Here is a 12,746-nt window from a genome sequence, read left to right on the forward strand (position 1 = left end):
TACAAAGAAAGAGGATTTTGTAATTGAAAGGCCTTTTAGTTTGTTTGTGGGGAAAAGATTACTGTAATTTGTTTAGGGGAATCACTTTTATAGAACAGCCTAAAATGATACGATAAATGGTAAAAGCAAGCGGAGGTATTTATGGTGAAAGAGCAATTTAAGGATAAGTTCAACCAAAATCAGCCGCTATTCATAGGAGAAGAGACGGCTTTTCGTTCGGCGGTTTTAATTCCATTGGTACGCGTGAATGAAGAATGGCATGTTCTTTTTGAGGTGCGTGCATTAAAGATGAGAAAACAGCCTGGCGATATCAGTTTTCCGGGCGGCAAGATCGATGCGACCGATCAAACACCATTGGATGCTGCCTTGAGAGAAACTTATGAAGAATTGGGTGTTCCTCCCGAATCAATCGAAATAATAGGGGAGCTAAGCCCCTATATTGCATCCCCATCCTTTGTAGTCTACCCTTTTGCAGGAATTATCGAGAATCATCAGATGCATGACTATAACAGGCATGAGGTGGAAGATGTTTTCACCGTACCGCTTAACTGGTTGCTGAACCATCAACCTTATCGACACCTTGTATCGGTGGAACCGAAGCCCGCCGATGATTTTCCATTCCATAAAATCATGAATGGGGACAAATACCAATGGCGGGTGCGCTCCATGGAAGAATGGTTTTACGATTATGAAGGCTATACCATCTGGGGCCTAACCGCTCGAATTTTAAAGTATTTTATAGAAAAGATAAAATAATCCCGCCTGAGAAGGTAATGAACTGGCACCTTCTTTAAAAATAAAGAAAAAACCATGAACAAGCTGTGTTATAGCTTGTCATAGTTTTTTCGCCAAGTCTTCTATTTTTTCCGCTACTTCGATCAAGTTGTTCATGGCAGTCGAAATCTCATGAATAGAGTTATATTGCTGGCTTGAAAATGTAGCGGTTAAATCCACGATTTGTTTAACTTCATCTACCCGCAACTTCAATAAATTCATTACTTCATTAATTCTTCTCTGTTATTTTCTGCTTAGTTAACATTATAACGTTAAATAGACAGAATGTTATAACAATATTTCCTTTAACCTTCAATTTTCTGTCGATGCATATTTCCGCGAGATCTTACAATACTAAAGCTAGATCAACGAATTATTGTTGAAAATGGGATGAAGGGAAGAGGCGAAAAGTGGCTAAACACTCGGATACAAGTTGGAAACAAGACCATCCTAGCACGCTATTCAGCAATTCTGTACAAAAGGCTGACCGTGCTGTAAAGCAGGCAATGTCACACCCGGAAGAAATAGCGGTAGAGCATGCTTTCAATTCGATTGACCATGCAGAAAACGCACTGCAAAATGCTCAGCAACACAACGAACATATGGACACTGTCGAGCAAAACAAAGAACATCTGGATGATTTGAAAGAAAAGCTAAACGAAGTTAAAGAAATCGTGGAAGAACAATAAAATATGAACGGAGCTCCCGAAAATGTTGGCGGGAGTTTTATTTTTTTGTATGGGAAAAGAATCGGGGCTTTATTGAAAAACTTTCAGAAAACAAGAATATACCTCATTTAAATGCCTTTTACCCTCTGAACGCATTTAAATGAGGTATTCGAATAGTTTCGAGCGTCAAGTAAATCTCCTTTGTTTTTGAATTAATGTTTTTTCTAAGCAGGATAATGGAAAGCATAGACAAAGGTTAGAAACTCTTCAAATGGAAGAGAAGATTCTCCTTCAAGTTCTCCATTACCGGTTACGCTCGTTTGGCTTGATTGCCCCCAAATCTGTAGGCTATCGTTATTTGGATTATAAAAATAAACGCGAATATTGCCAGTCGGATCCGGAGCGACTCTTTGAATGAGAATGGCATGGGCCCCAAGCACCTGGCCTGAGCGATTGTATATCGTAATACCCGCCGGCTGTGGAAGCTGTTCGTTCACCGCAGGATTGTTTAATGGATAATAATAACGGTAAAAATTTTCCCTAAACTCGACATCGCTGTATACATCTGAGAATCCGGCCCACACACCCGTTAAATTGAAAGCGGGATTTATCCACTTATGGGCATCCTGTCCACGTCCATCGGCAGTTTTCAATAACTCGAAATAGATAGCATCAAGATGGGGAACCAGCAGCAATGAAATGGCATCTATATTGGCCGTATCTTCCAATGGAACAGGGAGGAGGGTTTTTGTGGAAATTTCTCGGCCCTCAAAAGTAAAGGTAATCGATCCTGTCCTTAAAAAGTCATTCAACATATGGACTAACAAGACGGGTTTTTTCTGGGACCAATAACTAATGGCTCTTGTCGACTGGCACGTAGGGTTAAAGCCTTGCCCCACTCCCAAGGGTGTTCCCAGAATATTAATCATTTCGGATATTAAAAGTTTTTGTAAATCCGCTTTATCGGTTGATCTGTGAACGGCTGTTAAGCAATTTTCAAGCTGTTCCGGAAGGGGTGCTTCCATTAAATCTTCAAGCGCTTTCACTAGTTCAGGTGTGAAAATATCTCTCTGCAGCAAGCGCAAATAGCCATAAATGCTTCGGCGAGTCTCAACTGTTACAGATAAAGAAATGAGTGAAGAAATCAAAACTGAATGGGTTTGAAGATTCGTTGCTGCCATTTCATCAACGGCAAGCATTTCTTTGAGCAAATAGGGTTTTTCTTTATTGATATAATGCAAAAATACCACATGATAGGGGGAAACCAATCCAGTTTGCTCCATTGTTTGACGAAGTTGATTGGCTTCTTTTGCTAAATCAGCATCCTCGCAATTTTTCAATTGCCTTTCGTACTTTTCCAAAGAACCTGTTGCCAGTTCTGTCGGGAAATAAACCGCTTTCTCATAAATCATCAATTTGGAGCTTTTTTCTTCGCGGCCTTCAGTTAACTTTTTTGCACTGGCAATCAGCTTCAAAATTTTATTGATGACTATGGGCCTTTGCACGGCAAGGTTATCAACTTCCTGGTAAAGGTTTTCGAAGACGCGGGATGAAAAGCAATGCTCGGAAATAAAATGCAAAAGTTCGGAAGCGTGTTCATCTTTGTATAGTTGCGTCACCCGATTTTCTTCTGTTTCTTTCATGATGAGTAAGTCGATATTTAAAGCCAGAACTTTCGTTAAAAATTCCGTGGCGGCAAAAGAAGTCATAAGGGGATGCAGATAGTCGCCTCTGGCAATCGCCAGAATTCGCAAATCGCTTAATGATTCTGCGGCAGCTGTAGTACCGCCCGCATGAAGTGTCCCTCTGACCAATGTGGCATCGAGTTTGTCGAGGTTTTCCCAAGGTTTTCCGATAAATAACCCGGCTTCATCAAAAAGGTGTGCATATCCATAAAGTTTTTCCAATCCATTCGGCTCTTTTAAAAGCTCATATGCCTCATTAAGAACGGCTTCCTGGAAAAGTTTCTTGCTAAATAAGGGCGCCTGCAAGAGCTGCTGAAAAGCCTTTTGAAAAGCATTCTCCGATGAGAACAGGTAAAGTCCCATCATCCATCCTCCTTTTCACATATTTCCTATAAATTACAATTAACATAAACTGTTTATTTTAATCATTTATCGTGAAAAAAGATTGTTGATGTCTTACTATTAGAGTATTTAAAAAATTTGATAAATGTACCATTATTTTAAAATTATTAATATGAAAGATTGGCATAAATAGCCGGGAGAAAGTCCCGCTTAGCTTCACATTGGAGAAAATGCTTCTGGCGGCCTGTTTTGTCGAGGAGCAGGAGCAAAGAAGCGACAGAAACGCCTTATCCTATATCTATTGTTCTAGAGCTCCATAACATAATAAAAGACCTCGAAAGAATTCGGGTCTTTTATCATGTTTCAATTATTCTTTTTTTCTTTCAAGCAACTCATTATTCCCAAATGTAGGTTTTGCCCCAGCTGTCCTTTGCCAGTTCTTCTACATTCTTCACAAGGCGCTCTTCCACCATATACGTATCGCCTTGTTCATAAGGATTATAATGGTACGCATACATACGGGCTACAAACTCATGGAATGGAAGGGAAGACTCGCCTTCCAATTCGCCAAATCCTGCTACACTCACTTTAATTCCTTGACCCCAATTTTGGGTACTATCATTATTCGGATTGTAGAAGTACACTCTGCAGTCCCCGTGTTGGTCGTTCTCAATTCTTTGAATCGATACTGCATGAAGGCCAAGCAGCTCTCCGTGAATATTTGTCAGGAAAATGCCTACAGGGTTCGGATAAATCAGCTTGGAACCTTCGTTGTACATTGGGTGATGCGTCGCATAAAACAATTTTACGAATGCCGAATAATTTTTCACTTTCAAGGTAAGTTGATCAATGGCATTCATAAATCCGCTTGGAATCCACTCGCCATAGAATTCGCGGTTTACCCATTTATGGCCATCTTCACCTCGAAGCAGAGTACGCTTGATCATGGCGTTATAGATTTTATCAAGATGAGGGACAAGCAAGATGGAGATAGTATCCAGGTCTTGCTGTATGTCTCCTGCAATTCCTTCAGTCAGCAGGTTGGAATGGATCGGTTCCCCTTCAAACGTCATTTCAATATTATAATCACGCGCCGCAGAAGCAATATATGCCATAAGCAAATTCGGTTCAAATTGTGCCCAAAGGGAGATTGCACGTGCAGATTGGCAGGTTGGATTTTGACCTTGACCAATCCCTAAAGGTTGCCCCAATACGCTTACCACGCCAGCAATCAGAAGGCCGTTCATGCTGATGCCGCTTTGGTCGGTTGCAAAAGCGGAAAGCTGCTTTTGAACCTCGGCATGAATAGGCAATTCAAATAACTGTCCGAAAGCAGGAACAAGTGAATCGATTTTTAGCACGCCACGATTTAACATGTTGGAAAGACCATAAACAGCTTGTTTGGTTTGAGGATAAATCGCAATCTGGATAATGTCATGGATCAACTTTTTATGATCATTAAAGCTTGAGATTCCGGCTTCTGCCAAACCAAGTGCAACCGGGATGATTTCACTGTCTTTTCGGTTAAGGAAACGAAGCAATACGACATGATATGGTGACACAAGCCCTGTATCTATCATGGATTGCGCAAAAAGTTTAGCCTCCGCAATCAGCTCTTGTTCTGTAGCTTCTTCCAATTTAAGACGGTATTCTCTAGCATTTGAGAAATTCTTGCTTAATGGCGTTGGTGTGTCAATCGCCCGGCAATACTTTTCAAGCGCGTCGAATGTCTCTTGATCAAGCGTGCTGTTTAATAACTGCTCCGACAGCTCGATCAATTCGACAATTCTTCTCGTAATAATCGGGCGTTGAACCGTAAGTCGGTCGATTTCTTTAATCATCTGTTCAGCTACTTCTTTAAAAGAAAGTTCCTGCACCAAGAAATTGAATAGATATTGTGCGCGAACGATGTGTTCTTCCAGGAACGATGAATCTTCTGGCAACTTGTTGGATAAAAGGTCGAGATTTAAAGCGACTACTTCATTCAAAAATGCATTTGCTTCTTCTTTCGTAATCTGCGCATGCTTGTATGTCCCTTTTGCAATGGCCAGCATTCTCATTTCGCTCAGCATTTCAATAATAGAGTAGATGCCTCTTAGTCTCAGGGAGTTTCCTACGAAAGGCGGCTGCAATTTTGTTGGATCCTCCCAATCCCCACCCAGGAATACACCGGCGTTGTCAAATAGGTGGGCATACTTGTCAAGAATCGTGATGCCGTTCTCCATGCAAGCTAACTCATTTGCCAATTGAAAAACGTCTGTTTGATAAAGGCTTTTGGCAAAAGGCTTCGCTTGGTCGAGCGTGTTAAGTGCCGCGACAAATTTAGTTTCCAAAAGGTCGATTGGGTTCGTTGCCTTTTTTCTTTTTGTTGCAGTTGCTACAGCTTTTTTTCTCGTCGTGCTCGTTTTCTTTTCCTTCGTTATCGTCGTACTCATCGTATGGAACACTCCTTATAAGTAGAAATTATGTTTTTCATATTCTTCTAAAAGCTTTCTCATTTCGTAAGGGTCCTTACCGAAAAAGGTAATCGAACCATAATGGTTTCCAAATCCAACGCGTTCTGCCACTTTCGAGGAAGTCGGAATAAACATATTATGTTTTACAAAATAAGGGTGGTCCTTTAATTCAGTTGGGACATTTAGTTTTGAAACGGTTTTTACTTTTGGATAAACCATCAAATTGCCGGAATGGCCCTTAGCCGAAACCACTTCTTCCGGGAAAAAGGCTTCCAATTCTTCCTCCGTTGTCGTTGGGTCGCAGCAAAGGATTTGGCCTTGGTATGGACTAAAGCCATAAGCTCTTTCGATATGTTCGAAAATATGCCCTCCCGGTATACGATTGGCTACTTCCCCAAAGTAGATCTCACCCTCGGGCGTCACAAAAAATTCAGGATGGATAATTCCATACTTCACATCAAAAGAATCGACCAGTTTTTCGATAATTTCCTTGATTTGCGGTCTCCATTGTTCAAGTGTAGGAGATGCTGGAACAAAGTTGGAGTGGCCCAGCTTTACATATTCCGTAATATTCAAAAATTTGATTTTTCCATTATGGATAAATGCTTCGCATGAAAATTCCTGTCCTTCCAGATGGCTTTCCATCAGTAGCGGGAATTCTTCATCCTCGATTTCCTCGATGTCCTTCAATTCTTTGATCATTCGATGTCCAACCGTACCGGCTTTATCGAACGGTTTTACATGGATCGGTTCAAGCTGCTCATCGTCGATTTTAACCAGTGCTTGATTGATTCGATTGAAGAAACGAGCAATATCGTCTTTATTGTAGGCTTCTTCAAAAACGCCCACGCGAAGTCCTGCCAAGTGGGCACGGCGCTTCATCAAGCCTTTGTCTCTTAATAATAAGGATTTATTGTAGATTTTAGGATTTTCAAAGATTAATGAGTTCATCATACCGGCCCATTCAACTGTTTCTTCATAAATAGGGACCGTGATTTTGACATTGAATGCTTTAAGCTTCTCATATAATTCAAATGATTGTTCAATAGGAACATTGAACTGCCATGGTACAAATAAAATGCCATTTTTCTCAGCAAACGATTCAAATTCAGGTGGTCCCACCACGACAAAAGGGCGGTTCATCTTATCAATTGCTTCAATTGCTTGTAGACTCCATCCAAGTAGTGCAGTTGTTTGGTTGTGATTTACATTCATTCTCCAAAAATCTCCCGTCTCTTGAAATATATTTTTAAGTGTCCAGCTCCATCGCCCAGCCCGTTCTGAGTCACTTCAGTTCCTCGGTCGAAAGCTGAAAAAGCTTCGCGATTCGGACCTCAGCGCTTAAGGCGCTCGCGTCGTGAGTCATGTCGGCGATACTGCTGTCGCTTCGCTTTCGCGCAAAAAAAATCTTCTGCTGTCGCTTCGCTTTCGCGCAAAAAAACATTTGCAACAAAAGCATTTTGCGACGAGTAATCGCAGGAGCAGGACGTTGCGTTTTCGCCGACGCGGGGCTAAACGGGCGTTTGCGCTTTTCTAGCAAAAGCTCTTTGCGAATCCTATTGTACTAAAAAAAAAATGAAATAAAATGCTTTCGACAAAGTATTCTAAATTTTTATTAAACTTTAACTTTTTTTACATTTTCTCCTATGTATTTGGGTAGTAGAGTAATGTTAAAATGTGAGTGGCTCAAATTTCAGACTTCTGTGAATAGATAAAAAATTAACTTAAGGGAGAAATTAAAATTGCTAATTCAGAGAAGAGAAAAATTAGTTGAAGAAGTATTTGGAGAAACAAATTGGTATGAGAGATTGAAAGAATACTTCCCGGAAAGAGAAATGAAATCCAAAAATCATTTTGATGCTCTTCTGCAAGACAAACCCGAGATGTATCAGATCATGGAAGGGACCGATTATGTTGTTGTTTACTATGAACAACTTGACTTTATTTTTATAGATTATATCCTAGTTTCCGGAAATACGCGCGGAAAAGGGGTAGGTGGTGAGCTTCTGAAAGTTCTCAAGGAAAAGGGGAAGGCGATTATTCTGGAAGTTGAACCTGTTTCCATGGAAGATCCCGATTCCGAGAAGAGAATTCGTTTTTACGAGCGCCACAGCTTCTTGAGAATGGCGAATATCCGGTATGAGAGGGTTCACAATATATCGAAAGAATTGAATAAAATGGACATTTTCTGCTGGACTCCTGTTGAGCGTACAGAGGCATGGGTACTGGAAAAAATGAAGAAAATCTATACGAATGTCCATGCTTATAAAACGGAAGAATTATATGGCGTAAAGCCTCAGACTGAAGATGAAGTTCTTCAGTTAAGAAAAGCATTAAGAAAAGTGAACTAAAATTTATAGGAGAGAGCACGTGGGATGCTCTCTTCTCTTTTATTTTGAACAGGAAAATGATAGTGGCCAGAATAGCCGACTTCTAATTGGACAAAATAGGGGATGAACGGCTAAAGTGAGTGATCTTGGGCTCATTTTCGCTTTTCATGACAATCTTGGAGGAGGATGGCTATGCCAAATGTAGAAGTAAGCTGTGCGGTGTCGAACTGTATTTTCCATGCAAAAGGAAATGTCTGTGGGGCGGAAAAAATCCAGATTGATATGGATTACCATTCGCGGAACAAAGATACGGAGTTTGCAACAGATCTTGATTTTAAATCTCTTACGGAAGAAGCCAGCAACTCGCGGGATACATGCTGTAAGACGTTTCGATCTAAGTCAACACACGAATAAACATTAAGGCACTTGCTGTTCATCGAAGAAGATTGTTGGGGCAAAAAGGTTCTTTTGCCCCTTAAAACACTGGAATTACACTGAATATTTAAATTTTATTGACGAGTAATTTAAGTGTTTGAAATTTTTTCCTCAAGCGCTATAATTTAAAGATAAATTTATGAAGCCAAGAGGAGTATTATGTTTTCGATACCTAATTCTCAAGAAATTACAATATTACAAGAAAATTATTCTGTTGCTTTGGTTATTTTATCGATTGTTATTGCCTGTTGCGCATCTTATACAGCTTTGTTTTTGAATCAAAGAATTGAGGAAAATGGTTTTTTTCCAAAAATATTTTGGTTATTCCTCTCATCCCTCGCTATGGGATTGGGAATATGGTCGATGCATTTTATCGGGATGAGTGCTCTCGAGCTGCCCGTGGCCATGAAATATAACAATTTCCTCACTATTCTATCCATCATTGTCGCCGTCATTGCATCCTATATCGCTCTTTACTTTGCCAATTCATCCAACCAGAGAAGGTTTTCCTTTTTGCTTGTCGGAGTTGTGATGGGGTTGGGTATAGCGGCCATGCATTATCTGGGCATGAAGGCGATGGAAACCGAAGCCCGCTATTACTATGAACCATGGTCATTTGTTTTATCCATTGCCATTGCCATTGTAGTCTCCAATATTGCCATGTATATCTTTTTATTCTTCAAAAAGAATAAGAGCAATTCTTGGATTAAAATCGTAACCGCTATTTTAATGGGCCTTGCCATATCAAGCATGCATTATACCGGAATGGTTTCGGTAAAGTTCTACGTACAGGGGACACAGCCTGAAGCTCATGGGATGTCCATCCATCATATGGATTCAGCTTTTATCATCTTGGTTGCAGCAGGGATATTCAACTTATTTATCATCGCAGGATTAATGAGTTTGCTGGACCGCTATGTGGATTACCGATTAAATCATTATGATGCTTTAACGCTGTTTCCAAATCAACGCCAATTTGAAAAAGATACGAATTATTTGGAAACGACAGGCAGTCTCGCCATTTTCCAAATACAAAACCTTGAAAATTTGACCAACCAATATGGCTATTTATTTGGCGATAAAGTAGTAAAAGCGGTCAGTGAACGGATTATTCGAAAAAAAATGAATCATTTCAAGGTTTACCGAGTCGAGGGAAACCGACTGGCTATATTTAGCTCCAATCACAAAGATTATGGTGCTTTAAAGGCTCTTGTGGAAAGGGTAACAGAAGGATTAAAACAGCCGATAGAGATTGAACCGTATTCAATTGCCATGGAGACCATTTGTGCCATTTCCACATCGGAGAAGCTAACTGTTCGGGAGTTGTTAATGAATAATCTGGCAGTTCTTCAACATAGCAGGAATGAATTTGAATCGACTGTTATAGAATTTGACCCGAAAGTCCATACATACAATGTAGAAAGGCAATTAATCGAAGATATAGATCGTGCCATGAAGAATGATGAATTGTTTTTGGTGTATCAACCGAAAATTCAGACCCATTCCGAAAAGGTATCCGGTTTGGAGGCGTTGGTGCGTTGGCATCACCCTGTAAACGGAATGATCCCCCCTGGAGTTTTTATTCCGGTGATTGAATCTGCCGGCGGGAAAATTTTCGATGTCACAGATTGGATCATTAAAAAGGTTTGCCAGCAAATTGCAGGCTGGATTAAAGAAGGAATTGAATTCGAACAGGTTGCCATTAATATCCCGGGGTCGTATATTACGTCCTGCCGTTTATTTGATGTGATTACGGCAAATTTAGTGCATTATAATATTCCCACAAGGCATATTGAGCTGGAAATTACCGAAACAAGTGTTGTTTATGATATCAAAAATGCAATAACAGCCATTAATCGATTCCGGGAAATTGGTCTATCTGTTGCACTGGACGATTTTGGCACGGGCTTATCCTCTTTGTCGCATTTAAAGAAAATGCCCATCTCTACCATTAAGATTGATAAGTCCTTTGTAGACGGAATTCCATGTTCGGAAAAGGATTCGGCTGTTTTGAGATCAATTGTTGCGCTATCTTCCTCCCTCAATTTGAAAATTGTTATTGAAGGTGTTGAAACGGAGGAACAATATAATTTTTTATCTGCCATGAAGGAAGCGCCGCTCATCCAGGGCTACTATTTCTCAAAACCGTTGAAAGCGAAGGATTATATCGACTGGACAAAACAAAGAATGGTTCCAAATTAGCGCGAATCATAAAATAATTGCTTATCATCTGCCCTCATGCTGTGCGCTTAGAGGGCTTTTTTAAATGAGAGTTAACCAGTAAAGGTGAATACTGCAAATTCCGCAATAAATAAAAAACACAATACCTAATGAAACCAAGTAAAGTTTTTGAAAAGGCGCCTCGCTTTTTGCGTAGACAGAATAAGAAACGAATAAAATGAGGAGGGAGAGGGCTGCTTTTACGCCTAAAAATAAAAAGGGACTTACGGAAATCATCTGATCCATCAATGGGTTGATCTCCTCAATCAATTTTCTCGACAATCCATAATTTGTTGCAATGCCGTCAAATAAGTTCAAAAAGGCAATCGAGATGCCTAATAACAGTACAGACTTTCTCATGATTTCTTCCTTTCCTGGATTAAACTTACTGATGGCATTATGAACGAAATCGTGTATTTTTAATCGTGTTGTGAAGGGGGAGTATAGAAGTGCGCGGATATGGATGCTGAAAATCCCACTGGAGGCAATCCAGCGGGATGATTTTAGTGAACTTGATATTCTTCCTTTAGTTCGGAAATGGCTACTTCCGAACGTTCTTCATGAGCCCTTCTTAAATGGACAGTTGCTGTTTTGCCATCTTCGTGAAGCTTGTCAATCCAGATGGAAACGCCATTATAGCTGACCTCGTATTCATTTGGGGAAGCAAAAATTTCTTGTGCTCGATTATAATCCATTTGTTATCCCTTCCTTTATGATTGATTTTGTGACGAATGATTTTTTGCTTTTTCGACTAATTCATGCAGCTCATTGAGCTCATGGGCAGCTTCTTCGCGCATTTTATTGGGTGCAATTTTCTCGTTTTTTGGTGTTTGAGGCAGGGATTGCTTATTAGTTCCTTTGCTTTTGCTATCGTCTCTTCCCAACAGACTCATCTCCTTTCATTCTTCACTCTTAATATGAGTTGTTAATAATTTTTTTATCATGAAAAATACACATTTATCTAAAATAATTATGTATTTTAAAAACGCAAAACTGCCGCCCCACCAAACATGGAGACGACAGTATTCGACTTAGAGCAACAATTTTCAATTATTGCAAGGCAACGCCTGTTTCCGAGGCGATAGATTCCACTTCATATAACCAATCTCTAAGGAGTTTTCTTGCTTGGTCCAACCCTTGATTGGCTTCGGTGATTTTATCACTGTCCTGCTCTTCCAAGGCAGAAACCATGACGATAAAGGAATTGTATTGAATATTGGCCGCTTCAATATATACTTCATGCAGCTCTCTTATCTGAGGATTTTGAGGCATGATCGACTCCAGTTCAGCAACAAAGTCACGGTATGCCGGAATGATTTCATCTAAAAGCGCAGTATACAGCACATCGTCGTTTGTATAGTTTACCCCTGTGACGCCATCGTAAAGCTCGATAATCCGCGCCTCTTCAGGAGCAAGAACACTAATGTCATCCAAATATGCCGAAAAACTATCCGCCAAGTTTTCTTCGGGAATGGAGCTGGCTGTTTCCGTTTCGGTTGAAGTTTTATTTTCTCCAGAAACGGATTGAGTCTCTTTTGATTCTTCTTTCACTACTGTTTTTGGTTCCTCTTCTTCTTTTGGAGAATTGGTGCAACCAACTAAAAAAACAAAAGGCAAAAGGGAAAGAAATAATCGTTTTTTCATGCTTCTCCTATCCTCCAACAGGGAAACCCATTGGACTTGTAATTTTATTAAAGTGCAAAAGAAAATGGGCAATGGTCTTACTAAAAATCAAATCTTTATATTCTATTCAACAGCCCCTCAAAAGGTGACAATTTCTACAAAAATTTTGCGTATTTCCCCATCTTTTAACATCGTTATTTTACCTTTTATGAG

The 12,746-nt window shown here is 40.0% G+C and carries 13 protein-coding genes; 5 read left to right on the plus strand and 8 right to left on the minus strand.

Going from position 1 to position 12,746, the window contains the following annotated elements:
- Positions 1–141 precede the first annotated feature (141 nt).
- Complete coding sequence (locus D1B33_RS11045) at positions 142–756, plus strand: NUDIX hydrolase (protein WP_118876460.1); 615 nt, start codon at positions 142–144, stop codon at positions 754–756.
- A 78-nt stretch (positions 757–834) separates the two neighbouring features.
- Here the strand turns inward: D1B33_RS11045 and D1B33_RS18460 are convergent, their stop codons facing one another.
- Entirely contained in the window at positions 835–996 is a 162-nt protein-coding gene (locus D1B33_RS18460) for a hypothetical protein (RefSeq protein WP_158582964.1), read from the minus strand.
- A 188-nt stretch (positions 997–1,184) separates the two neighbouring features.
- On the opposite strand from D1B33_RS18460, the gene D1B33_RS11050 reads away from it, so the two are divergent.
- Complete coding sequence (locus tag D1B33_RS11050) at positions 1,185–1,463, plus strand: DUF2564 family protein (RefSeq protein WP_118876461.1); 279 nt, start codon at positions 1,185–1,187, stop codon at positions 1,461–1,463.
- Between the two features lie 203 nt (positions 1,464–1,666).
- Here the strand turns inward: D1B33_RS11050 and D1B33_RS11055 are convergent, their stop codons facing one another.
- The 3 genes from D1B33_RS11055 to D1B33_RS11065 form a co-directional block, all read right to left on the minus strand.
- The gene (locus D1B33_RS11055) at positions 1,667–3,490 is read right to left on the minus strand and encodes a hypothetical protein (RefSeq protein ID WP_118876462.1); all 1,824 of its coding nucleotides are present in this window, start codon (positions 3,488–3,490) and stop codon (positions 1,667–1,669) included.
- Positions 3,491–3,864: 374 nt separating this feature from the next.
- Positions 3,865–5,904, minus strand: a complete 2,040-nt coding sequence (locus D1B33_RS11060) for a hypothetical protein (RefSeq protein WP_233549459.1) — start codon at positions 5,902–5,904, stop codon at positions 3,865–3,867.
- A gap of 15 nt (positions 5,905–5,919) precedes the next feature.
- Positions 5,920–7,140: an ATP-grasp domain-containing protein gene (locus D1B33_RS11065; RefSeq protein ID WP_118876463.1), complete on the minus strand. Its 1,221-nt coding sequence runs from the start codon at positions 7,138–7,140 to the stop codon at positions 5,920–5,922.
- A gap of 527 nt (positions 7,141–7,667) precedes the next feature.
- Here D1B33_RS11065 and D1B33_RS11075 point away from each other — a divergent pair.
- The 3 genes from D1B33_RS11075 to D1B33_RS11085 all read left to right on the plus strand — a co-directional run bounded on the left by D1B33_RS11075 (position 7,668) and on the right by D1B33_RS11085 (position 10,892).
- Entirely contained in the window at positions 7,668–8,276 is a 609-nt protein-coding gene (locus tag D1B33_RS11075) for a GNAT family N-acetyltransferase (RefSeq protein ID WP_118876465.1), read from the plus strand.
- A 171-nt stretch (positions 8,277–8,447) separates the two neighbouring features.
- A complete protein-coding gene (locus D1B33_RS11080) occupies positions 8,448–8,669 on the plus strand; it encodes a DUF1540 domain-containing protein (protein ID WP_118876466.1) in 222 nt (73 codons plus the stop codon).
- Positions 8,670–8,849: 180 nt separating this feature from the next.
- Positions 8,850–10,892 carry a bifunctional diguanylate cyclase/phosphodiesterase gene (locus D1B33_RS11085; protein WP_118876467.1) on the plus strand — a complete coding sequence of 681 codons (2,043 nt, stop codon included), beginning with the start codon at positions 8,850–8,852 and terminating at the stop codon, positions 10,890–10,892.
- 60 nt (positions 10,893–10,952) lie between these two features.
- Here the strand turns inward: D1B33_RS11085 and D1B33_RS11090 are convergent, their stop codons facing one another.
- From D1B33_RS11090 to D1B33_RS11100, 4 genes are all read right to left on the minus strand, one after another.
- Complete coding sequence (locus D1B33_RS11090; RefSeq protein ID WP_118876468.1) at positions 10,953–11,270, minus strand: DUF5658 family protein; 318 nt, start codon at positions 11,268–11,270, stop codon at positions 10,953–10,955.
- 143 nt (positions 11,271–11,413) lie between these two features.
- Positions 11,414–11,605, minus strand: a complete 192-nt coding sequence (locus D1B33_RS11095) for an H-type small acid-soluble spore protein (RefSeq protein ID WP_118876469.1) — start codon at positions 11,603–11,605, stop codon at positions 11,414–11,416.
- Between the two features lie 15 nt (positions 11,606–11,620).
- Positions 11,621–11,794 carry a hypothetical protein gene (locus D1B33_RS18575; protein ID WP_199677398.1) on the minus strand — a complete coding sequence of 58 codons (174 nt, stop codon included), beginning with the start codon at positions 11,792–11,794 and terminating at the stop codon, positions 11,621–11,623.
- A 166-nt stretch (positions 11,795–11,960) separates the two neighbouring features.
- On the minus strand, positions 11,961–12,554 hold the full coding sequence (locus D1B33_RS11100) for a hypothetical protein (protein WP_118876470.1): 594 nt from the start codon (positions 12,552–12,554) through the stop codon (positions 11,961–11,963).
- Positions 12,555–12,746: the final 192 nt, after the last annotated feature.

Source organism: Ureibacillus yapensis (assembly GCF_003515775.1).
Taxonomy (GTDB): Bacteria; Bacillota; Bacilli; order Bacillales_A; family Planococcaceae; genus Ureibacillus; species Ureibacillus yapensis.

Excerpts from the sequence above, each read along its gene's own strand:
- D1B33_RS11045 (WP_118876460.1), top strand. The coding sequence starts at position 142 with ATGGTGAAAGAGCAATTTAAGGATAAGTTCAACCAAAATCAGCCGCTA.
- D1B33_RS18460 (WP_158582964.1), bottom strand. The coding sequence starts at position 996 with ATGAATTTATTGAAGTTGCGGGTAGATGAAGTTAAACAAATCGTGGAT.
- D1B33_RS11055 (WP_118876462.1), bottom strand. The coding sequence starts at position 3,490 with ATGGGACTTTACCTGTTCTCATCGGAGAATGCTTTTCAAAAGGCTTTT.
- D1B33_RS11060 (WP_233549459.1), bottom strand. The coding sequence starts at position 5,904 with ATGAGTACGACGATAACGAAGGAAAAGAAAACGAGCACGACGAGAAAA.
- D1B33_RS11065 (WP_118876463.1), bottom strand. The coding sequence starts at position 7,140 with ATGAATGTAAATCACAACCAAACAACTGCACTACTTGGATGGAGTCTA.
- D1B33_RS11080 (WP_118876466.1), top strand. The coding sequence starts at position 8,448 with ATGCCAAATGTAGAAGTAAGCTGTGCGGTGTCGAACTGTATTTTCCAT.
- D1B33_RS11085 (WP_118876467.1), top strand. The coding sequence starts at position 8,850 with ATGTTTTCGATACCTAATTCTCAAGAAATTACAATATTACAAGAAAAT.
- D1B33_RS11090 (WP_118876468.1), bottom strand. The coding sequence starts at position 11,270 with ATGAGAAAGTCTGTACTGTTATTAGGCATCTCGATTGCCTTTTTGAAC.
- D1B33_RS11095 (WP_118876469.1), bottom strand. The coding sequence starts at position 11,605 with ATGGATTATAATCGAGCACAAGAAATTTTTGCTTCCCCAAATGAATAC.
- D1B33_RS11100 (WP_118876470.1), bottom strand. The coding sequence starts at position 12,554 with ATGAAAAAACGATTATTTCTTTCCCTTTTGCCTTTTGTTTTTTTAGTT.